The 21,930-nt window shown below is 36.0% G+C and carries 26 protein-coding genes; 19 read left to right on the forward strand and 7 right to left on the reverse strand.

The annotated features are described in order from the left end of the window. Positions 1 to 5 precede the first annotated feature (5 nt). Positions 6 to 911, reverse strand: a complete 906-nt coding sequence (locus ACY3XC_RS08400) for a COX15/CtaA family protein (RefSeq protein ID WP_464868162.1) — start codon at positions 909 to 911, stop codon at positions 6 to 8. Positions 912 to 1,503: 592 nt separating this feature from the next. Here ACY3XC_RS08400 and cyoE point away from each other — a divergent pair. From cyoE to ACY3XC_RS08440, 8 genes are all read left to right on the forward strand, one after another. Next, the gene (cyoE, locus tag ACY3XC_RS08405) at positions 1,504 to 2,442 is read left to right on the forward strand and encodes a heme o synthase (protein ID WP_464868163.1); all 939 of its coding nucleotides are present in this window, start codon (positions 1,504 to 1,506) and stop codon (positions 2,440 to 2,442) included. A gap of 122 nt (positions 2,443 to 2,564) precedes the next feature. Beyond that, a complete protein-coding gene (gene coxB / locus ACY3XC_RS08410; protein ID WP_464868164.1) occupies positions 2,565 to 3,620 on the forward strand; it encodes a cytochrome c oxidase subunit II in 1,056 nt (351 codons plus the stop codon). Between the two features lie 32 nt (positions 3,621 to 3,652). Continuing rightward, positions 3,653 to 5,524 carry a cytochrome c oxidase subunit I gene (ctaD, locus tag ACY3XC_RS08415; RefSeq protein WP_179160963.1) on the forward strand — a complete coding sequence of 624 codons (1,872 nt, stop codon included), beginning with the start codon at positions 3,653 to 3,655 and terminating at the stop codon, positions 5,522 to 5,524. Further along, entirely contained in the window at positions 5,524 to 6,153 is a 630-nt protein-coding gene (locus tag ACY3XC_RS08420; RefSeq protein ID WP_464868165.1) for a cytochrome c oxidase subunit 3, read from the forward strand. The genes ctaD and ACY3XC_RS08420 overlap by 1 nt, the downstream gene beginning before the upstream one ends. A gap of 4 nt (positions 6,154 to 6,157) precedes the next feature. Then, positions 6,158 to 6,493: a cytochrome c oxidase subunit IVB gene (gene ctaF / locus ACY3XC_RS08425; protein ID WP_179160961.1), complete on the forward strand. Its 336-nt coding sequence runs from the start codon at positions 6,158 to 6,160 to the stop codon at positions 6,491 to 6,493. A gap of 125 nt (positions 6,494 to 6,618) precedes the next feature. Next, complete coding sequence (ctaG, locus tag ACY3XC_RS08430; protein ID WP_464868166.1) at positions 6,619 to 7,527, forward strand: cytochrome c oxidase assembly factor CtaG; 909 nt, start codon at positions 6,619 to 6,621, stop codon at positions 7,525 to 7,527. 96 nt (positions 7,528 to 7,623) lie between these two features. Further along, positions 7,624 to 8,088 (forward strand): DUF420 domain-containing protein, encoded by a 465-nt coding sequence (locus ACY3XC_RS08435; protein ID WP_179160959.1) that lies wholly within the window; start codon positions 7,624 to 7,626, stop codon positions 8,086 to 8,088. 81 nt (positions 8,089 to 8,169) lie between these two features. Beyond that, on the forward strand, positions 8,170 to 9,348 hold the full coding sequence (locus tag ACY3XC_RS08440) for a GNAT family N-acetyltransferase (RefSeq protein WP_464868167.1): 1,179 nt from the start codon (positions 8,170 to 8,172) through the stop codon (positions 9,346 to 9,348). A 321-nt stretch (positions 9,349 to 9,669) separates the two neighbouring features. On the opposite strand, the gene ACY3XC_RS08445 is transcribed toward ACY3XC_RS08440, so the two are convergent. After that, positions 9,670 to 10,029, reverse strand: a complete 360-nt coding sequence (locus ACY3XC_RS08445) for a YugN family protein (protein ID WP_179160957.1) — start codon at positions 10,027 to 10,029, stop codon at positions 9,670 to 9,672. 166 nt (positions 10,030 to 10,195) lie between these two features. Between ACY3XC_RS08445 and ACY3XC_RS08450 the strand changes: the two genes are divergently transcribed. Together ACY3XC_RS08450 and ACY3XC_RS08455 are read left to right on the forward strand one after the other, a co-directional pair. After that, complete coding sequence (locus ACY3XC_RS08450) at positions 10,196 to 10,630, forward strand: CBS domain-containing protein (RefSeq protein WP_179160956.1); 435 nt, start codon at positions 10,196 to 10,198, stop codon at positions 10,628 to 10,630. 280 nt (positions 10,631 to 10,910) lie between these two features. Then, complete coding sequence (locus ACY3XC_RS08455) at positions 10,911 to 11,864, forward strand: CAP domain-containing protein (protein WP_464868168.1); 954 nt, start codon at positions 10,911 to 10,913, stop codon at positions 11,862 to 11,864. Positions 11,865 to 11,898: 34 nt separating this feature from the next. On the opposite strand, the gene ACY3XC_RS08460 is transcribed toward ACY3XC_RS08455, so the two are convergent. Both ACY3XC_RS08460 and ACY3XC_RS08465 read right to left on the reverse strand, forming a co-directional pair. After that, on the reverse strand, positions 11,899 to 12,267 hold the full coding sequence (locus ACY3XC_RS08460; RefSeq protein ID WP_464868169.1) for a hypothetical protein: 369 nt from the start codon (positions 12,265 to 12,267) through the stop codon (positions 11,899 to 11,901). A gap of 23 nt (positions 12,268 to 12,290) precedes the next feature. Beyond that, positions 12,291 to 12,779 carry a PaaI family thioesterase gene (locus tag ACY3XC_RS08465; RefSeq protein ID WP_464868170.1) on the reverse strand — a complete coding sequence of 163 codons (489 nt, stop codon included), beginning with the start codon at positions 12,777 to 12,779 and terminating at the stop codon, positions 12,291 to 12,293. Positions 12,780 to 12,918: 139 nt separating this feature from the next. Between ACY3XC_RS08465 and ACY3XC_RS08470 the strand changes: the two genes are divergently transcribed. The 5 genes from ACY3XC_RS08470 (at position 12,919) to ACY3XC_RS08490 (ending at position 15,314) form a co-directional block, all read left to right on the forward strand. After that, positions 12,919 to 13,317, forward strand: a complete 399-nt coding sequence (locus ACY3XC_RS08470; RefSeq protein WP_464868425.1) for a YlbD family protein — start codon at positions 12,919 to 12,921, stop codon at positions 13,315 to 13,317. A 17-nt stretch (positions 13,318 to 13,334) separates the two neighbouring features. Next, the gene (locus tag ACY3XC_RS08475; protein WP_179160952.1) at positions 13,335 to 13,574 is read left to right on the forward strand and encodes a YlbE-like family protein; all 240 of its coding nucleotides are present in this window, start codon (positions 13,335 to 13,337) and stop codon (positions 13,572 to 13,574) included. A gap of 95 nt (positions 13,575 to 13,669) precedes the next feature. Continuing rightward, positions 13,670 to 14,056, forward strand: coding sequence for a hypothetical protein (locus ACY3XC_RS08480; protein ID WP_464868171.1), 387 nt, complete (start codon positions 13,670 to 13,672; stop codon positions 14,054 to 14,056). A 58-nt stretch (positions 14,057 to 14,114) separates the two neighbouring features. Continuing rightward, positions 14,115 to 14,558 (forward strand): YlbF/YmcA family competence regulator, encoded by a 444-nt coding sequence (locus ACY3XC_RS08485; protein WP_179160950.1) that lies wholly within the window; start codon positions 14,115 to 14,117, stop codon positions 14,556 to 14,558. Positions 14,559 to 15,038: 480 nt separating this feature from the next. Then, complete coding sequence (locus ACY3XC_RS08490; protein WP_179160949.1) at positions 15,039 to 15,314, forward strand: YlbG family protein; 276 nt, start codon at positions 15,039 to 15,041, stop codon at positions 15,312 to 15,314. 32 nt (positions 15,315 to 15,346) lie between these two features. Here ACY3XC_RS08490 and ACY3XC_RS08495 read toward each other — a convergent pair whose 3' ends face one another. Further along, positions 15,347 to 15,736 (reverse strand): DUF7147 family protein, encoded by a 390-nt coding sequence (locus tag ACY3XC_RS08495; protein WP_464868172.1) that lies wholly within the window; start codon positions 15,734 to 15,736, stop codon positions 15,347 to 15,349. A 366-nt stretch (positions 15,737 to 16,102) separates the two neighbouring features. Between ACY3XC_RS08495 and rsmD the strand changes: the two genes are divergently transcribed. Both rsmD and coaD read left to right on the forward strand, forming a co-directional pair. Then, complete coding sequence (gene rsmD, locus ACY3XC_RS08500) at positions 16,103 to 16,663, forward strand: 16S rRNA (guanine(966)-N(2))-methyltransferase RsmD (protein WP_464868173.1); 561 nt, start codon at positions 16,103 to 16,105, stop codon at positions 16,661 to 16,663. 13 nt (positions 16,664 to 16,676) lie between these two features. Further along, on the forward strand, positions 16,677 to 17,159 hold the full coding sequence (coaD, locus tag ACY3XC_RS08505) for a pantetheine-phosphate adenylyltransferase (protein WP_464868174.1): 483 nt from the start codon (positions 16,677 to 16,679) through the stop codon (positions 17,157 to 17,159). 22 nt (positions 17,160 to 17,181) lie between these two features. Here the strand turns inward: coaD and ylbJ are convergent, their stop codons facing one another. After that, positions 17,182 to 18,408 carry a sporulation integral membrane protein YlbJ gene (gene ylbJ, locus ACY3XC_RS08510; RefSeq protein WP_464868175.1) on the reverse strand — a complete coding sequence of 409 codons (1,227 nt, stop codon included), beginning with the start codon at positions 18,406 to 18,408 and terminating at the stop codon, positions 17,182 to 17,184. A 215-nt stretch (positions 18,409 to 18,623) separates the two neighbouring features. On the opposite strand from ylbJ, the gene ACY3XC_RS08515 reads away from it, so the two are divergent. Further along, the gene (locus ACY3XC_RS08515; RefSeq protein WP_179160944.1) at positions 18,624 to 19,403 is read left to right on the forward strand and encodes a patatin-like phospholipase family protein; all 780 of its coding nucleotides are present in this window, start codon (positions 18,624 to 18,626) and stop codon (positions 19,401 to 19,403) included. 6 nt (positions 19,404 to 19,409) lie between these two features. After that, positions 19,410 to 20,429, forward strand: coding sequence for a SepM family pheromone-processing serine protease (locus tag ACY3XC_RS08520; RefSeq protein WP_464868176.1), 1,020 nt, complete (start codon positions 19,410 to 19,412; stop codon positions 20,427 to 20,429). A gap of 24 nt (positions 20,430 to 20,453) precedes the next feature. On the opposite strand, the gene ACY3XC_RS08525 is transcribed toward ACY3XC_RS08520, so the two are convergent. After that, positions 20,454 to 21,671, reverse strand: a complete 1,218-nt coding sequence (locus ACY3XC_RS08525) for a nucleotidyltransferase (protein ID WP_464868177.1) — start codon at positions 21,669 to 21,671, stop codon at positions 20,454 to 20,456. Positions 21,672 to 21,930: the final 259 nt, after the last annotated feature.

The raw sequence follows: 21,930 nt of genomic DNA on the forward strand, positions 1-21,930 counted from the left end.
TTTTTTTATTGTTTTTTTCGTGATCTTGATAATAAAAAGAGAAAATAACTTAGTACACCAAATAAACACGTAATAAATAATGCATGCATCAAAGCAATAAAAAGATTTAACTGAGTAAAAATAACAAGAGCTCCGGATAATACCTGGAGAGATACTAAAGTAAACGCACTAATCCAGCCCCAATAGATAACTTTTTGCTGACGATACCTTTTTACTGCTAAATAAGTAACATATCCAATCCAAATAAAGATGAGACCAGCTGCCGCACGATGTCCCATCTGCACCCATTCAAATAGGTTAGTTGGAAGTGCGGGGCTGTCATTGATACATAACGGCCAATCACGGCAGACTAAACTTGATTTGGTATGGCGGACTAGGGCACCTGTGTAAATGACAAAATAGCTATAAATAGAAATAGAAATAATGTGAAACCCCATTCTTTTATCGATAGTAAGTTTATCTGCATCAAACTTTTTATCAATTTCAAAAATCAATAAAGTAAGCAAAAATACAGCGGCGAAAGAAATGAGTGATATACCAAAGTGTAATGCGAGGATAAAGTCAGACTGTTCCCATATAACAGCTGCAGCTCCAATTAATCCTTGTATTAGTAAAAAGAAAAAAGAAAGAAAGGAAAGGAATTTTGTTTCCCTAATATGCCCGATTACTTTCCAAGTCCAAATAGATAATATGAGTACCATAAAACCTACCGCACCAGATACTAGTCTGTGAGCAAGTTCAATAATTAATTCAGGAGTTATCTCCGTTGGCACGAACTCACCATTACATAATGGCCAAGATCTTCCGCACCCCATACCGGATTCTGTTTTTGTAACAAGTGCGCCCCCAAGTAAAACTAGTATCATTCCAATAGTAGTTGCCACAGCTAACCACTTCAAAGAACGTCGCAAACAATCACCTTCTTAAATAAAAGTCTAATAAATTTTTTTGTTCAATATTTTGTAAGTATAATGATTTGGAATATCTAGCGATAAATGTACTACCTTATCATAACGAAAACACAGGAAAAAGAACAGAATTAAAACTGAAATTTTTGTATTACTTTTATTAAAATTTAGATTGCGGATAACTTTAGGTTAACACTATTATTATAGTGAAAACTACTACTAAATAGATAGGTGTCTGTTAGAAATATAAAGATTGGTTAAATTAAACTTATATATAACAACTTTAATATTTGCTTTTGTTGTCTATAACACAAAGGAAATGTTTAGATTTTGCTTAAATTAGAGTGTATATTATTATCTAAAGATTCTAATATGTAGTATAATGGGTATTAAATACTCGCGGACACAATTTAGACAAAAATTATTCAAAAAAAATTCACAAAAATACACCAAAGTGTGATTTAATATACAGAGAAAGTGTTCCTTAAATAACAATATTATAAAATAATAATAGCTTTTAAATAACTATTATAATTTGGTAAAGTTATCTATCGGGATTATAATAATAATTACAACATATTTAGGAGGGGGAAAGATGCCAAATTCAAAGGCATACGGTGAAGCAACGATTGAAAATGGCTCAACGGGTCTTAATTCACATATGGCAAAATCCACTATGTGGAAAGATTTTATGGCACTTATAAAGATTGGGATTGTAAATTCAAATCTTATAACAACTTTTACTGGCATTTGGCTGGCCCTGCATTTTAGTGGTCAAAGTTTTCTAAGCAACATAGATATAGTTTTATTTACCGTTATTGGTTCCTCCCTAATTATTGCGGGTTCATGCGCTATAAATAATTTTATTGATCGTGACATTGACCCTTTAATGGAAAGAACAAAATCAAGACCTACGGTTACGGGGAAAATAGTTCCTTCGAAGGTACTTGGATTGGGTGTTTTCTTAATTGTTCTAGGAACAATTTTTCTATTGTTTACTACCATAACTGCAACAGTGATTGGACTGCTTGGGGTTTTTAGTTATGTTGTGCTCTACTCACTATGGTCTAAACGGCAATTGGTATCAAATACAATTATTGGCAGTATTTCTGGTGCTGTACCACCTTTAATTGGCTGGGCTGCAGTTGATGGAAATCTTGATATGATGGCATGGGCTCTGTTCATTATTATGTTTATTTGGCAGCCACCCCATTTTTATGCACTAGCGATGAGGCGGGTAGAAGAATATAGAGCTGCGGGAATCCCGATGCTTCCAGTAGTAAAGGGATTTAAAACAACCAAGATACACATCTTAATATGGGTAGCTGCATTATTGCCGACACCTTTATTACTTACTTCATTAGGAATCCCATTTCTAATTTTGGCAACCGTGTTAAATATCGGTTGGCTTGTATTAGGGATTTATGGATATAAGATCAAAGATGATATTAAGTGGGCAAAACTAATGTTTGTGTATTCATTGCAATACTTAACGATTATTTTTGTCGCAATGGTCATTGTCACATTAGTTTAGCTAGAATGTTCTTTCTTAAATAAGGGAAATATATATATTTAAGAAAGAATACTACTACATACATTTTTGATCACAGAAAGTTTCAAAGAATTCATTTAGCGAAAGAGGGGTATGATTTAGCTATGAAAAGGCTTGCAAAATGGCGTTTAATTTCGATATTTGCGATTCTTTCGCTTATCCTTTCAGGATGCGGCGAACCGTTCCTATCGACGTTAAGGCCAGCTGGTGAAGTTGCGCAAATTCAATATGATTTGATGGCTCTAAGTACATGGATTATGGTAGGGGTTATTATAGTCGTAATGGTAATCTTCTTTATCGTATTGTTTAAATTTAGACGTAAGGATGAAAAGATTCCAAAGCAGGTAGAAGGAAGTCACAAACTTGAAATTATTTGGACTGTTGTACCAATTTTATTATTATTACTTTTAGCAGTTCCAACAGTATCTGCAACATTTAAATTAGCAGATGTTTCACCAATGGAAGATAAAGATTCAGACGCGCTTGTTATCAATGTCCGCTCTAATTTATATTGGTGGGAATTTGAATATCCAGGCCAAGGTATTGTGACTGGACAGGATTTAGTGGTTCCAACAGATGAGAAGGTATATTTTAATTTAATATCTTCTGATGTTAAACACTCATTCTGGGTTCCTGCCGTAGGCGGTAAGCTTGACACAAATACTGAAAATGTTAATAAATTCTGGTTAGAGTTTGATAGCAAAAAGGCTGAAGAAGCTGGGGATTTATTTTACGGCAAATGTGCGGAGCTTTGTGGACCATCACATGCATTAATGGATTTTAAAGTTAAAACCATGAGCCGTGATGACTTCGAAAACTGGGTTGCAGATATGAAAGATGTTGAAGAACCAAAATTAGCAGAAACTGAAAGTGCTCAACGTGGTCAAGAAATCTTCAATAATAGTTGTATAGGCTGCCATGCTGTTACACCTGCAAATAGTACACCGCCAGAAGCAAGACGTGCTCCGAATTTAACAAACTTTGGAGAACGTTCTCGTATAGCAGGTGTATTGGATCACAGTGAAGAAGACTTGAAAAAATGGCTTACAGATCCTGAAAAATACAAGCCAGGCAACTTAATGACAGGTAGTTATTCTTTAACAGAAGAACAGATTAATGATGTAACAGAATATTTAATGGGATTAAAAGTCCAGGAATAATAGGGGATTCGGTAGAAAGGGAGGTAAAAAGCGTGAGTACCTACGCACAAAAAAAAGGATTCGGCGCGACTTTATGGGATTATTTAACGACTGTTGACCATAAAAAAATCGCCATCCTATATCTGATTGCAGGTGGATTTTTCTTTGTAGTTGGCGGACTAGAGGCTGTGTTTATCCGCATCCAGCTTGCAGTACCAAATAATGATTTTGTTAGTGCAGGTTTATTCAATGAAATAATTACCATGCATGGAACAACAATGATATTCCTTGCAGCAATGCCGCTAGTTTTTGCTTTTATGAATGCCGTAATGCCATTGCAAATTGGAGCGCGTGACGTCGCATTTCCGTTTGTCAATGCATTAGGATTTTGGTTATTCTTCTTCGGTGGAGTGTTTCTAAACCTTTCATGGTTTTTTGATGGTGCACCGGATGCTGGTTGGACTTCTTATGCGTCCCTTGCAATGGCCTCCAAAGGTCATGGCGTTGATTTCTACGTATTGGGTTTACAGATATCAGGTCTAGGGACACTGATTGGTGGTATTAACTTCTTAGTAACAATCATTAATATGCGTGCTCCAGGAATGACATATATGAGGATGCCATTGTTTACATGGACTACTTTTGTCACTTCTGCACTAATTCTATTTGCATTTCCACCACTAACAGTCGGTCTAGTATTAATGATGTTTGACCGTATGTTTGGATCGAACTTCTTTGTTACAACTATGGGTGGTAATACTGTAATCTGGGAGCATTTATTCTGGATTTTCGGACATCCAGAAGTATATATTCTAGTACTTCCTGCTTTTGGTATTTTCTCGGAAATCTTTTCAATGTTCTCAAGAAAACGTCTGTTCGGGTACTCTTCGATGGTATTCGCAACTGTATTAATCGGTTTCTTAGGCTTCATGGTTTGGGCTCACCACATGTTCACTACTGGACTTGGGCCAGTAGCAAATGCAATTTTTGCTGTTGCGACTATGGCAATTGGTGTACCAACCGGTATTAAAATATTTAACTGGTTATTAACAATGTGGGGCGGAAGCGTTAAATTCACCACTCCAATGCATTATGCTGTAGCCTTTATTCCATCATTCGTTGCCGGCGGGGTAACAGGGGTAATGCTTGCATCAGCAGCAGCTGACTATCAATACCATGATACGTATTTCGTAGTAGCTCACTTCCATTACGTTATCGTTGGCGGTGTAGTATTTGCGATTCTCGCAGGAACTCACCTTTACTGGCCGAAAATGTTTGGAACAATGTTAAATGAAACATTAGGAAAAATTACATTCTGGTTATTCTTTATTGGTTTCCATATGACGTTCTTTATCCAGCACTTCTTAGGTTTATGGGGAATGCCGCGTCGTGTATTCACATACCTTCCGGGCCAAGGATTTGAACTTTCAAACTTAATTAGTTCACTGGGTGCAGTATTCATGTCATTAGGTGTGCTCGTCCTTTTATACAATGTCATCATGACATCAGTGAAAAATGTGCGCGTTGGAAATGATCCATGGGGAGATGGAAGAACACTTGAATGGGCAATACCTTCACCGCCGCCATTCTATAACTTTAAACAGCTTCCATTGGTTCGTGGTTTAGATGCTTACTGGTTAGAAAAGATGGAAGGCAAAAAAGGAATGACTCCTGCAGAACCGTTAGGCGATATTCACATGCCTAATTCATCATTCCTGCCATTTGTAATTGCTTTCGGTTTATTCGTTGCAGCATTTGGTGCATTGTTTAACATGGATGATAAAGCATGGTCAGTACCAGTTCTTATTATTGGTTTATTGATAACTTTTGGAGCGATGTTCTTACGTTCTGTTAAGGATGACCATGGGTTCCATATTCATAAAGAAGAATTGATTGATGACGAGGATAAGGGGGTTAAGGCATAATGCAAGCAGAAGATAAATTAACGTATGAAACATGGCCTGCTGAGCCTGAAAAATCAACCCTTGAAGCAAAAAATAAATTTTTAGGCTTTTGGTTCTTCCTAGGTGGAGAGACGGTGCTTTTTGCTTCTCTCTTTGCTACCTACTTAGCACTTAAGGACAAAGTACCTGATTCAACACATACATTAGCGAAAGATTTGTATGACTTGCCTTTGACATTTGTAGCTACAATGCTTTTATTAACAAGTTCTTTAACAAGTGTTTATGCTATGTATCACATGAAGAACTTTAATGCTAAAAAAATGAATCTTTGGTTAATACTTACCTTACTTTTAGGTTTGGGCTTCCTTGGATTAGAGATTTATGAATTCACCCACTATGTGCATGAGTATCATCATACGTTTACAAGCAGTGCATTTGGATCTGCTTTCTACACATTAGTTGGTTTCCACGGTGGTCACGTTGCATTTGGTCTATTATGGATTACAACATTAATTATTCGTAATTATAAACGCGGTTTGGACCTTTACAATGCTCCTAAATTTTACGTTGCAAGTTTGTATTGGCACTTTATTGATGTAGTTTGGGTATTTATCTTCACAGTAGTTTATTTAATGGGAATGGTGGGATAAACTGATGGCAAATTCACAATTAAATTCAGGGAATCCAAGAGTTGACATTGAATATCGTCGAAAAAAAAGCGCTGAAGAAATGAGACATCAAGTTGTATCTTTTGCTTTGATGATTTTCTTAACGTTAATCGCTTTTGCTGTAGTAGCTGTTAAAGGATTTTCGGCTTGGTTTATCGTGCCGTTTATTCTTTTACTAGCGATTGTTCAAGTTATTTTCCAGCTTTACTATTTCATGCATATGAGTCATAAAGGACATGAGGCACCATCTTTGTTTCTTTATTCAGGCTTGCTTGTTGGCTTAGTGACAGTGTTAACATTTACAACAATTATTTGGTGGTAAACAGTAAAGAAAATCGGCGTATGCCGATTTTCTTTTTATAGGAAACTTGTTTTATTTCTTTGTCCGACGTCGAATAACGTATATAATATAATTATGATTTAACTACTATTTAGAGGTGATATGCGGTGCTTACATTAGGTATTTTTGGCTTTAAGGCACTTTGGAGCCCGTACTTTCTATTATGTCTGCTTGCAATAACTGCAGTATACTTTTTAATTACAATTAAATTCCGCCGCAAGTTTGTTGATAGTGAACCACTAACAATGAAGCAAGCTGGGTTATTTTTGCTATCGATTTCACTAATCTATGCTATAAAAGGGTCTCCATTAGATTTAATGGCTCATTTAATGTTTTACGTCCATATGATTCAAATGGCAGTCCTAGTGCTTGTCATACCGCCAATATTTATCTTTGGTATTCCGGTTTGGATTTGGAGAAAGCTTTTCGAAGTAAGGCTAATTAATGCTTTGTTTAAGTTTTTCACAAAACCACTTATAGCATTAATTGTTTTTAATGGATTGTTTTCTTTTTATCATATACCAATGATTTTTGATCGCGTTATGCAAAACTTCTGGTTCCATGCTGGCTACTCGTCTCTTCTTTTTATTGTTGCGATTTTGATGTGGTGGCCGTTAATAAACCCCGTTCCAGAACATCAAAGATTAAGTGGATTAAAAAAGGTTGGTTATATTTTTGCGGATGGTATCTTAATTACTCCAGCATGTGCCTTAATCATATTTGCACCCGGCTCCATCTATGCAACCTATTCTGATCCCGAAGTATGGGCACAGGTGATGAGTCTTTGTGTGGGACCAGCAACATTTGCAGGTTTGAGCATTAGTGGTCCAGAGTTATTTAGTTCGATGTCATTATTACATGATCAGCAGCTCGGTGGAGTTTTAATGAAGATTATTCAAGAAATTGTTTATGGTGTAATCTTAGGACATGTATTCTTTGAATGGTACCGAAAGGATAAGGCTGACTCTGATAATGAGCTGAACCAGTCGACTCTGAAGCCTTCGCTTATCGAATAAATCTCCCAATTGACTGGGAGATTTTCTTTTTATTGAAAAAAAGGGATAACTAAACTAAAATTATTGTAGAAAATATAAAAAAGTGAGGCTAATTCCATGAATTCCCTAGCAATATTACCAACGATAAGTACCAGCTTTATCGTTTTAAGTGCGATTACGGTAGCGATTGGCTGGTGGCAAATTAAACAAAGGAAAATAGAAGCACATAAAAAGACAATGTTTACAGCTGCAATATTTGCACTTATTTTCTTTATCATCTATGCATCAAGAACTATTTTTATTGGAAATACGGCCTTTGGCGGTCCAGACAATTTAAAAATTTATTACACGATTTTTTTAATTTTTCATATCACTTTAGCAACCACTGGAGCAGTTTTTGGAATTGTGACACTCTATACAGGTTATAAAAATAACTTAACCAAACATCGAAAGCTAGGTCCGATTACAAGTGTCATTTGGTTTTTTACAGCTATCACTGGTGTGGCCGTATACTTATTACTTTATGTTTTTTACACGGGAGGAGAAACAACCTCGACGATAAAAGCAATATTAGGAATATAAAAGTGCCTGCAATGGCACTTTTTTGTATTATTATGAAAGGAATTTCTGGGTATTAAGAGAAATATTTTAATAAAGGGAGTGATGGACTTGGAAATCAGAGAACTAGAGGAAAAGGATTATCTAGAATCACTTAAGCTATCAATGTATGCTTTTCAATACAAAGTACCTGAGGAAAGTGTTGCACAAAGACTAGAAATGCTAAAACGACATACAGTAATAGGAGCGTGGGAGGATAATAGTCTTTGTGCCAAGCTTCATATAATTCCTTATCATATTAATATAAAGGATAAACAATGGAAAATGGGTGGTATAGCAGGGGTTGCAACATATCCTGAATTTAGAAGAAACGGGTATGTAAAAAGGTTAATAATAACAGCATTAGAAAGAATGCGTCATGAAGAGCAAATTGTTTCACTATTACACCCCTTTGATATTGGCTTTTACCGAAAATTCGGCTGGGAAGTATTTACTGAAAATAAGAAGCTGCTTATTGAGAAAAAGGATCTTAAGTTTTTAGAAAATCAGCCTGGCTCCATTAAGCGGTTTACAAAAGACAGCCATCATCCTGATATAGAAGCCGTTTATGCTCAGTACAGTAATAATTATATGGGGATGCTTGTTCGTGAGAAATCGTGGTGGAAGAATAACATTTATGGTGAGGGTCAGATTGCCGTTTACTACAACAAAAATGATGAACCAATAGGGTACATCTTATTTGAAGTAAAAGAGCGTAAAATGGCAGTTGAAGAGTTTGTTGCGTTAAATAGAGAGGCAAGGTGCGGATTGTGGAATTTTATTTGTCAGCATGACTCTATGGTTGATAACGTCAGCATACTAACTTCAAACCATGAGCTTTTGCCATTTATCATGCATCAACCAAAAGTAAAGATGGAGGTTACTCCCTATTTTATGGCACGTGTTGTTGATGCTGAGCAATGCCTAAATAAATTGCCTTTTAATAACATCAATAATAAGGTATTCCTCCACCTTGAAGATGAATATGCGCCTTGGAATAATGGCACCTATCTCCTTAGTGATGGAGAAGTAAAAGTTTATAAAGACAAGCAAGGAAGTAATTGTGTTCAGCCTCCTAAACGGGGTGTAAGATTAGATATTAATTCATTGACCGCGTTACTATTTGGTTACAAACGCCCTGCAGAATTATTTGAACTAGGTTACATACAGTGTCAAGAAACAGAAATAGAAGTCTTAGAAGAACTATTCCCACAAACCAAACCATATTTTTATGATTTCTTTTAAATAGGCTGTGTTATTATTTATTGTTGATTTTCGTGTAGGATTGATCATTCATAAGCGGAGAATTTCCGGCTATTGATATAAAGGAACCTTAAGAAGTCGATATAAGCGGAAATATTCCGGTTAACTGCTTTAAAAAAGACAAAATCCAATGATTTGGATACCATAAGCGGAAATTCTCCGCTTATTATGAAGGAAATATGGGTATTTACCAATTTAAACGGAAATTCTCCGCTTATTTTCCAAACAAAGTAAAATCAACATTCAGCTTTAACACAGCCTAAATAAAAAAGACGCATGAATGGTATTCATGCGTCTTTTTGCTTACAAAGCAAATTTATCAACTTCGGATTTTACACCCTCAAGAATTTTCTTGCATTGATTTACTAGCGATGTTGGGAAGTTTTCCCCTTCACCATATTCTACTCCGTGAGGATAATAATGTTTCCCTAATAATGGCGTTATTAACTCGATAACTGCCTTATTAGAGTCAACATTTCCTTCTACAGCAAAGCCTTGAACTCGTAAGTAAAATGTTCCTTCTTTTAACTCAAACTTACGGTCGTATGTAACACGGTCGTAATCCCACTGACCTTCTCGAACTAAACCGTACTCAAGCATTACATCATCTAAACGGTTTAAATCAGCTTTCATCTTTTCATAGCCAGTATTCTCGAATCTCATAATTAGTCCCTCCTAGAAACAATGCCTAACCTAAGCAAATTAATTCAATTTAATAATAGTTGAAAATGTGTAAACTTGCAATGAATACATCATCGAATAAATCATTCCTTTTTGGTAAACATAAGAAAATGGTAAAGCAAAACTATGTAAAAATGGGGGCGTAGAATTGGAAAAGATACGTGATATTATGACAGATAATGTAGAGTGTTGCACGTTGTTGGATAATGTTTTTGAAGTAGCAGTAAAGATGAAGGAATTAAATGTTGGAGCTATTCCCATTGTTGACAAGGATAAGCTTGTAGGTATGATTACCGACCGTGATATCGTGGTGAGAGGCGTTGCTGAAAAACACCCAGGTTCTACAAAAGTGGAAGATATTATGAGTAGTAAACTTGTAACAATATCTGCAGACTCTACAACCAAGGAGGCGGCAAATTTAATGGCAGAGAACCAAATTCGCCGGCTGCCTGTTGTCGAAGGGGATAAATTAATTGGTATTGTTTCTCTGGGAGATTTTGCAATTAGAGAATTGACCGATGATCAAGCGAAAGAAGCACTTACAGAAATCTCAGAGCAAAATTATAATGGGGTACAACACTAATAGGAAGAACAGATACATCAAAATGGTGTATCTGTTTTTTTACATAAATTATATTTTTCTGACAAGTTTAATATTCTCTATTACTTACAATGATAATGGTGATATAATTATTAAAATAAGACATATTATGAATGAAATGTAATAGAGAGGGTGAATACAACTGCGTACTCTCTTCAGAATCCTCATCCTAGCGTCGATTTTCGTAACCATTGGTTTTTATGCAAGTATAAATGAAAATGGCGATAATGAAGTTTTAATTACTGATGAACATACGTTAGAAATGAACAATTCATTATATCAAAATCGGGAAAATAATATCCAAGAGAAAACGTCTGGTGAACATCCAACCAGTGGTATGGGCTTACTCGTTGGTCAAAATCTCACCTATTTAAAAGGAATCCTAGGTGAACCACAAAGAATTGATGAATCTTTATATGGGTATCAATGGTATATTTATAATACTGACTACTCCCGTTATATCCAGGTTGGTGTGGAGAATAACAAAGTGGTAACAGTATTTGCAATAGGCGATAATTTGGATGTTTCACCATTTAAAATTGGACAGCCAATTGAGGGAATTTTTAATACGCAGTCAATTGATACAAATATAGATATTGAGTTTAAGGGGAATTCTTATCGTTTTGAATTGAATGATACTGATTTGAATATTCGTCCATTAATAAAATTGGGAGATGTTTTTGCCCAATTATATATAGACAAATTTACTGGCAGCCTCTCCAGTGTACGCTTTTTGAACGATGAAACCTTAATTAAACAGCGTCCTTACGAACTAGTCTATAGCGGTGAATTAATTGGAGCGCTTGAGCCTAGCGAAGAGATGTGGAGAGTCATTGAGGAAGGAACTGAGAAAGAAATACTTGATATCACCAATGTTATGCGGATAAGGCATAATGTGAAAAGTTTAAAATGGGATGAGGAGACATCAGAAGTAGCCTATGGTCATAGTAAGGATATGTCAGATAACAATGACTTCTCCCATACCTCTAAGAAGTTTGGCAGTCTTTCCGATAGACTAGAGGCTGCTAGAGTTGCCTATAAGTCTGCTGGTGAAAATATTGCTGCTAATTACACAGATGGTCCTGCAGTGGCCGAGGGCTGGTTAAATAGTAAAGGTCACCGGGAGTCATTATTAAATGAGGATTTCACTCACCTAGGTATTGGAGTGTATCAAAAATATTATACACAAAACTTTATTCAAAAATCTGAGGATTAGATAAAAGTAAAAAGGTGACTAGCTAGTCACCTTTTTACTTTTTATCTATATGGACCAGTTGGTATTCGTTAAAATGAAAATGATTTCCTTCCCAGCTGCCATATATTCTTAATACCTCGCCAACCGAAAAAGTATCAATTTCAATATTATTTCTGATAGGGATTATTTTTTTAGCTTTTATTAATTTTGTTTCGGTTTGGACTGTAAGTTCATATAAAAGTATGTACCGATGATAATAAAAACGTTGTTTTTCTTGGTTAATACTTTTTATTTCACCGGTCAGAACCGCTTCTTTTGCTACATCAGCAGCTGCTAGCCACTTACTATCATTTAGTTTCATTTCTTTTCTAGTAATCCAAAAGAAGTAAAGGCAAAGAATGGGAATGACAACCGCAGTAACCATTTTGTTCTTTCTCCTCGTTTACCCTATTTTTGAATAATAAAAAACGTTCCTGTTGCATGGGCTATTTTTTTTCCGTCCGAGCGGAAAGCTTCTCCTGAAATCACAACCGTCTTGCTTCCGTGATGAATGATTTCAGCTTTACAAAGGAGTGAGTCGCCTATTCCAGGAGCAATATAATGGATATTCAATTGATTTGTTACCGCTCCATAACCTTCTGGGAGGATGGCATTTATAACTGTCCCCATAACAGTATCAAGCAGAGTGGCAGTGATTCCTCCATGAACCATATCTAATGAATTATTCCAAACGGCATTTAATGGCACAGTGATTTCACAGGTTTTCTTTTCTTTATCTATTTTTCTCTCCATATGTATGAGCCCATCAATATATTGTGTATACTTTTTATCAATTTTCTTTTGAAATCCTTCTAATAAATAGGCAAGTGCATCTAAATCCTCTTCAGATCCTTTTTCAATACAATTGTTTAATAATTGATGTAGTGCATCTTTCATCAGTAATCCCTCTCTCGTTTCTCATTCTGAAGTCATCTTACCATTATAAATATAATTTTTACAGCAAGTAGTTTTTTCACAATTTTTAATTTAGCACATATCGTATAATAGGCACATTGGATTTGGGCAGGGGTGAAGTATTATGCAAAGAAATTTACATCCTTCCGTGATTAAATTTAAAGAGTTTGTGAAAAACAACCCGGCGTTAATTAAGGAAGTACGGAATGGGAATTCAACTTGGCAGGAGTTATATGAAGATTGGTATCTACTTGGAGAAGAAGATAATCGTTGGGAAACATTAGGGGTTAAAACTAGTCCTAGTGCTGAAAAGGAAGAGGAGAAAAATGGAGACTGGATATCAACAATCCTAGGAACCGTACAAAAAATGGATCACAATCAAATTCAGCATTATGTTAATAACTTAAGTCAAGCGCTAGGGGCTATTCAAGGCGTACTTTCCCAATTTCAGGGCAGTCAACCTAAACAGGCCCCATTAAAAGTTGAACACAAACATCCTTTTTCATTTCGTAAAGACTAACAGAAGGGAAAGTTTCCATGAGAAGAGATGTACTAGAATATTTAAATGGCCAAAAAGAATTAAAGAAATTTATACGAGAACAGCCGCTATGGTATCGAAAGTTATCTAGGAACCCCTATGATTTGCAGACTTTAGAAATTGAGTCACTTCATTACTATAAAAAAACCATTCCACACAAGGTTGAGAAATTTACAAATAATGTACAAATGGCATCCATGATGTTTTACATGCTTCAGTCTATGAAAGACCAAGATTGATGAGGGACCACTTAGCTAGTGGTCTTTTTTCGTTTAAAAAGTAAAGAGTAAAAAAAATAAACGAGGTGAACAATACAGGTAAAAGGAGTGATGATTTGAAAAAGTACATGGAATTAACCATTCTTTCTATATTCTTCGTTAGTATTCTTTCTGGCTTCCAAGGTTCAACTGCATCACCGGTATTCAGTGAATATTCGGACAAGGCGCCCTCGTTTTTTGTTCAATCCAAAACGAATGGCAAAGATGTATTTGTTGAATGTATTTTATCTGGAATCAGCTTTCGGCAATCAGATCAAAAGGGTCAGAAAGTAGGTAAGCTGGTAGTATGGGTAGATGGGAAAAGAACGAAGGAGGTAAACGCAGCAGCCTTTATCATTAAAGGTCTTCCTCCAGGGGAACGTGAGATTAAATTGGAGGTTGTAGATTTGCACAACAAATCGTACGGATTAACAAATGAGTTCTTGGTAAATATCCCTAAGTAATAGTTTATTTCACTTTCAGCATACATTCATGTTAAAATGTGAATGGAGGTGGGCTTACATGCTAGCTACATCAGAAAGAGTAGAACTATTAGAATACGCTGAGGAATTAGCACAAATGGTTTTTGAATCTGACATTTTAGAACAATATCAGATTTGCCTATATAAGATGCAGTCGAATAAAGAAACGCAAGAGAAGATTAACCGTTTTGTAAACCTTAAGGAGCTTTATGAAGAGGTGCAGCGGTTTGGCAAATACCATCCAGATTATAAAAGGGTAATGAGTCAAATTCGTGAATATAAACGGGATATGGACTTAGATCCACATGTAGCTGAATTCAAATTAGCGGAAAATGACCTGCAAAATCTGCTCGATGAAATCAGTATGCAAGTGGGCGGGGCAGTTTCTAAACATATTAAGGTTCCTACAGGAAACCCATTTTTCCATTCTGATTCCCATGGCGCTGGCTGTGGCGGTGGTGGAAGCTGCGGTTGCTCAGCATAAAAATTCGGCTTAATTCTGATTAAGCCGTTTTTTTACCTTTTTAACCGCGTACAATCAACGCATAGGTTCCCGCAGCAAAACATTTTTTCTTGAGGTACATAAAACCGGTGCCGATAAACCATAAGAACGCCATCCTGCCGCACAAAAATTGTTTCACTGTGCAACCGGTGACCCTTCATTGCTACAATGGAACACTTGATAATGAATTCCTCAAGAGTCTGCTGAGATAAATTAGGGGTTATGATAATATATAAAAACGGGATTCCAGTTATTTTTTTCCAGTGTACATTTGTAATACTTTTATTCGTTGAGAGTTTCTTAATAAATTGCTGCCAAATTGGCTCTAAATCCATATGAATCACCATTATCCTTTGGAGTTTTGGTAAAATTACCGAATCATCAGTAAAGTTTGAATTGAAAAAGAGAGTTTTAATATGCTAGACTTATTAAAATGATGGTTTATTGAAGGGGAAAATAAGTATGTTCGTTCAAAGGCAAGGATTGGTTATTTGGCTATATTCCTTAAAGCAAGCAAAGATGTTAAGACGTTTTGGAAATGTTCATTACGTTTCAAAAAAATTAAAATATGTTGTACTTTATTGTAATCAAGATGAACTTGATGTGATTATGGAAAAAATAAATTCCTTTTCATTTGTTAAGAAAGTAGAACCGTCATATAAGCCTTTCTTAAAGATGGAATTTGAAAATTCATCACCAGATAAAGCAAAAGAATATGATTATAAAATGGGTATATAAAAAAGCTTCAGCGCAAACGCGCTGAAGCTTTTTTAATGTAACGGTTTTATATAATGATTTAGTCTCAATATTGCAATTAAATGTTGATAGTACAAGTCTTTTTCATGGAAAATGGAAGATGGTTTAACTGATAATTGAATGATTTGCTTTCCAAGTTCCTCTGCAGTCTGCTGAAATAAATCATATCTTTTATTCGGAGTAAAGTTTGGATTAGGGATACCTTCACGGCAAATATAAAGTGCTTGGAATTTTCCAGGATCTGTGAGCTGCAAAACGACTGCAAGAGATGTCACTTGCTTATCATTCTTTTCTGTATGAAATGCCATCATATGAAGAAGCCGGTGTTGATTAGCCCTTGCTAGTTCAAGTAACTCATATATATCCGAATAACCCTCACCTAGTTCAATAAAGCGTTGTATCAAAGATAACTCTCCTTTGTTTAAGAATTCATTCCATACTTTATCATATTTTTGGACATAAAGCTTTAAACAAAAGAAAAAACCCTGCAGACATACATCTGCAGGGTCCTTCTACATCCTCGATAAAGGATAGAAGGCAAAGGGAGAGGAGAAACCGGAGGAAGAACTTATGGGGAAACGTAAGTCTTCTCCGCGGTTGGCAACAACATCCTCGAATTGATGTTGTTAATTACATTATTTCCACAACGATCAAGCTTATACGTATTTAAAATAATTTTTCGTAAAATAATCCGACAAGTTGGCTAGTTTAGTCAATTATGATAGGATAATGTTAAAAATAGAATATAGAAAAAATTGTGGTGATAATTATTGAGAGTCGTTTCAGGAGTTTGTAAAGGAAGAGCCTTAAAAGCTGTCCCTGGAAATACAACAAGACCAACAACTGATAAAGTAAAAGAAGCCTTATTTAATATGATTGGACCATATTTTGAAGGTGGATTAGGACTGGACCTATTCGCTGGCAGCGGTGGATTAGGATTGGAAGCGCTAAGCAGAGGTGTAGAAAAAGTCATTTTTGTCGACCGGGATGCCAAGGCGATTCAAACCATCCATGAGAATATCCAAGCATGTAAGATGGAGGATAAGGCGGAAGTGTACCGGAATGATGCAGACAGAGCATTAAAAGCCTTAGTAAAAAGGGAAATTCACTTTGATTACATATTTTTAGACCCGCCGTATAAAAAGCAGCAGTTACTCAGTTTAATGCAAAAGATTTCGGAATATAGGTTATTAAAAAATGGCGGTTACATAATCTGCGAACATAGTCATGATGTTGAATTACCAGTAAGTGCAGGGGAATTTTCACACTATAAGTATGAAAAGTATGGAATGATTGCGATTACAATTTATTCGCAGCATAGTGAGGAATAAGGGGGAGTCTTTTGTGGCTAGTATTGCTGTTTGTCCTGGGAGTTTTGATCCAATCACGTTTGGTCATTTAGATATCATCAGAAGAGGCGCAAAGGTATTTGATATGGTCTATGTGAGTGTCATGAATAATTCATCAAAAAACCCGCTTTTCAGTGTTGAGGAGCGGATAAGTCTAATAAAAGAAGTAACAAAGGATCTTCCAAATGTAAAGGTCGACGAACATTCTGGACTCCTTGTTGAATATGCTAAGTCAGTTAATGCGAATGCTATCATTCGCGGATTACGTGCGGTTTCAGACTTTGAATATGAAATGCAAATAACCTCCATGAACAGAGTGCTAAATGATGAAATTGAAACATTCTTTATTATGACTAATAGCCAATATTCTTTCTTAAGCTCTAGTATTGTTAAGGAAGTATCAAAATACAATGGCAATATTTCAGAGCTTGTACCACCTATTGTGAAAAATGCACTAGATAAAAAATTTAACAGATAACGTAAAAAGCCTTCAGGGGAACCTAAGGCTTTTTTGGTGTCCTTACTGATTGAAAATACAAGAGCAATACATATAGCGACAAGGAAAGGATGGTAATGATTGGTCCAAGTTCAATAATTTTATGGTATAAAGTATGCATCCATGTACCTTCTTCAAAAAAACTAACCGGGATTGCGTTAGATGGCTGTTCTGTTTGATAGAACCGAACATAGATGGGTTTCCACAAAATAAAAGCAAAAGAACTTGCGAATATCCCTTGTGCGATTCTTGCAAAGAAGAACGGTTTAAAGCGAATATCAGACTGTGCTAAAATACTGGCTACCTGCGCTTGAACACTAAAACCGCTAAAACCTAGGATAAAGCTTGTAATAATCGCCTGCTGGAGTAAAGTAGCATCCCCGACCCGGCTTGTTAAATCACTTCCCATTGTAATTTCAAATAATCCTGAAATGAAAGGAATACTAAGCATATCAGGAAATGATAATGATGAAAGAGCAAGATCAAAACCTTTTGCGAGCGCAGCAGTAATATGTAGATGAAAGAGAAGCTTGTTGATAACTGAAAATAATATAATAAATCCTCCAACCATTAGCAAAGTTTGAATGGAAGAACTTACGGCATCGCCAAGAAGTTTGCCAATGGGGCGGTTGTCATTTATTCTTGTTTGATGAAGTGCTGAGAAAGCAGACCTTAGTATGAATTTTCCTTGTTTGTCCTTCGCTTTATCGGGGGTTTCCCTGCCATAAAACCTCATCATAAGACCCACACAAATATTTCCTAAATAATGGGCCAATGCTAAAATGACTCCTAAATGAGGGTTATGGAAAAAACCAACTGCAACCGCGCCAAAGATAAATAATGGATTTGAGGAGTTTGTGAAGGAAACAAGCCTTTCTGCTTCAATTTGGGTTAACTGACCTTCCTGGCGCAGCCTTGTAGTCAACTTAGCACCTGCCGGGAATCCAGAAGCCATTCCCATTGCCCAAACAAACCCGCCTACACCAGGAACTCTGAATAAAGGTCTCATGAGCGGCTCTAATAACACACCAATAAACTTGACTACCCCAAACCCAATTAACATTTCAGATACGATAAAAAACGGTAACAATGATGGAAAAACAATTTCCCACCACATATTAAGTCCACGGATGGAGGCTTCAAAAGACTCCTTAGGATATGCAATCATGGAACCAGCTAAAATGATAGCAGATATAGATAAAAATAGGGTTTTTATTTTAGATTGAAGCAAAGAAAGAGCCTCCTCTCCGAGGGTTTTGTTATACTGTATAAATAAATAATGTTAAAATAAGGATTATTCATTTGTTTAATCATCAGGCCTTGTCCCCATATAACACAAATATACTCATAGAACGCTAAATTAGACCATAAGATTGAACGAGATTTCCCCTAACATATTTTGTATTGTCATAATGCTTTTAAAGCTTATGAAAAGGAGGGAATGCTATGGAGCGTCCTAAAATAGGATTAGCACTTGGTTCTGGCGGAGCACGGGGATTTGCCCATTTAGGAGTCATTAAAGTTTTGAAGGAAGCTGGAATTCCTATTCATATAATCGCCGGCAGCAGTATGGGAGCACTAGTAGGCAGTTTTTATGGGGCAGGCATTGAAATCGACCGTTTATATAAATTATCAACTGCATTTAAACGAAAATATTTTTTAGATTTTACTGTTCCGAAAATGGGCTTTATTGCAGGGAAAAGGGTGAAGGATTTTATTAGGGTTTTTACTCACGGTAAAAATATTGAGGATTTATCCATTCCTTTAGGCATTGTAGCAACCGATTTACTTACTGGTGAAAAAGTTGTGTTTAAGCAAGGTCCCGTGGCGGAGGCTGTCAGAGCAAGTATAGCTATCCCTGGAATTTTTGTCCCTGAAAAATATAACGGAAGAATCCTGGTGGATGGTGGAGTGTCAGATAGGGTTCCAGTATCCGTTGCGAAAGAAATGGGTGCAGATATTGTGATTGCTGTTGACGTATCGAGGGTAAAGCGTAATGCGGAAATCACCTCTATTTATGATGTTATTATGCAGAGTATTGATATTATGCAAACAGAAATCCTTATTAATCGTGAGATAGCTTCTGATATCATGATTCGTCCGCCAGTTGAGGTATATAGCTCCCGTGCATTTACAAATATCGACGAAATCATTACTCTTGGAGAAGAAGAAACAAAAAAACAAATAGAACAAATAAAATATGTTATAGAGGGATGGAAGGGGTAAAATGCTATGAGAAGAAAAATATTTACAGGTTCTTCCATAGTTATAGCATTGCTGATGATTGCGGGCATTTTCTTTTCATTACCTTATTATGTATCAAAACCAGGTATTGCCAAAGAACTAGCCCCCATCATTCAGGTAGACGACCGAAAAGAAGGTAAGGGCAGCTTTATGCTTACAACTGTAAGAATGGGAAGAGCCAATATCTATTCTTATGCGGAGGCTATGCTTTTTGACTATGTTGAACTCTATCCTGTGGATGACATTTTACATGAAACGGAAACGCAGGATGAATACAACGCAAGGCAACTTCACATGATGGCAGGTTCGAAGCTGAATGCAATTGAAGTAGCTTATAAAAAGGCCGGTTATCCAGTTGAATACGAATATAAGGGTGTCTACGTTGTTCAGGTAGTACCTGATATGCCAGCAGAGGGAAAATTACTTCCTGGCGATCGTATAATTGAGGTTGATGGTCGGAAATTTACATCTTCTGAAAGCTTTATCGAATTTGTTGGCAGCAAAAAGGCTGGCAATCAAGTAGAATTAACGATTATGAGGAATAACAAAACGAAGAAAGTAAAAGTTACGCTTCAGGCTTTCAAAGAGGAACCAAAGAAGGTTGGTATTGGGATTTCTTTGGTTGATGATAAAGAAATCATTGTGAATCCAAAGGTAAGCGTTAAGACAGACGAGATTGGCGGCCCTTCGGCAGGATTGATGTTCGCATTAGAAATCTATGACCAGTTAATGGAAGAGGACTTTACGAAAGGCTACAAAATTGCAGGAACAGGGACCATTGATTCCAAAGGAGTAGTTGGACCTATTGGGGGGATTGACCAAAAAATTGTTGCTGCAGACAAGGCAGGAGCAGAAATTTTCTTTGCCCCAAATGAAAAGGGAATCAGTGATTCCAATTACAACTTAGCGGTTAAGACAGCAATTGAAATTGATTCCAAAATGAAGATTGTCCCGGTAGACTTAATTGATGATGCGATTAATTACTTGCAGAAATTACCTATGAAATAAGAAAGATGGTGCCTCAGGGAGGCATCATCTTTTTAATTCTACATAAATAGGCGGTTGTTTAAATTCTTGTTGTAACAGGATGTTCCCATATTGTTTTCCTAACCCGCAGGAATAAACACGTGATGCTTTAATATCGAGTAAAATATCGTTTTCTTTATAAGCTGATAGTTTTGAAATGAGTGGAAGATTAAATTGTGATTTATTTTTATTTAAGTATTCTTTTCCTCTTTTTGTCATTCCTAATAGTCTTAAATAAGAAGCTTTTTCTAAAGTACCGCTTATTTCTGTTTTTTTTGTATTGGTTAAGATATGGACACATATCCTTTGAATTCTGGTCCAAGTATAGCGTTTTGTTTTTACTTTTTCCATAAATTCTTTAAAGGTAGAGGACTCTAGTGCTGCTGCTATTAATCTGCTTTCTATTCCTTCTGCAACCTCGTAAATTTCTCTTAGTTCTTCTGGACTGCTATGGAGCAGGCGGAAACGTAAAAAACTCCAATAATTTTCCCATTCATGAAAATTCCCATATTCATTTAAATATTCTTTGAGCAATGTGCCTGTTGTATTAGGTACATATTGTTCAATGGAGCTATTGTTAGAAGTAAAGAGTGCTTTTCGTATGCTTGTCGCACTTGCGATGGTCTCAGTGGCAAAGTGTTCATCATGGTAATCAGCATTTTTTCTCTTTATCGTAAGTGGAATGATTGAACTTTTTTGCTTTTTTAGCGCTTTTACATAATGAAAACCAAGGATATTATTTGGTTTATCTAAACTTAATAGGTTTTCAGTACTTGACAATGATTGAAAAGACAACGATAATGCTTTAGGGAAACTTACACCTGTTTTGATATTCATTTTTATTTTTTCATCTAAACAATCTTTATGCAGCTCCATATAATCGACTGTTTGCTTGAAGGTTGAAATATCACCGCTTTCACTTCCGAAGCATAGTGAATGACACCCGATGGCATCTAGAACCGAGACTGCACCATTTGCAAAGGTTTCAGCCTTTTGAGTAGCAAATTGATAGGGAAGTTCTAGGACAATATCAACGCCGCTAAGGAGAGCCATTTTTGTCCGATACCATTTAGAAACTAGAGCAGGTTCACCGCGTTGAAGGAAATTTCCACTCATAACAGCTACAGCAAGATCAGCATGAGCTGTTTCCTTTGCTGCTTGCAAATGATAGGCATGTCCATTATGAAATGGGTTATATTCAACAATTACACCAACAGATTTCATGAGTAAATATCTCCTTATTTTTTTAATATCATGGTAAATTTTACAGTAAACGTATTATAGCAAAAATTACCATAATAAGATATTCGTTCATAATAATGGTAAGCGGAGATTGTAATAGGATTGAACTGGGTAAGCTAATATGAAGAAAGTGTTTTGGAAAAAAATAAAATGAAAATCACGTTTTTAGGTGTAAAGAAAAAACATTGACAAAAATTTAATCGAAGGCTATAATTACCTTTGTTGCCTTGGGGTGATTCAA

It is taken from the genome of Bacillus sp. CZDM1, from assembly GCF_055502545.1.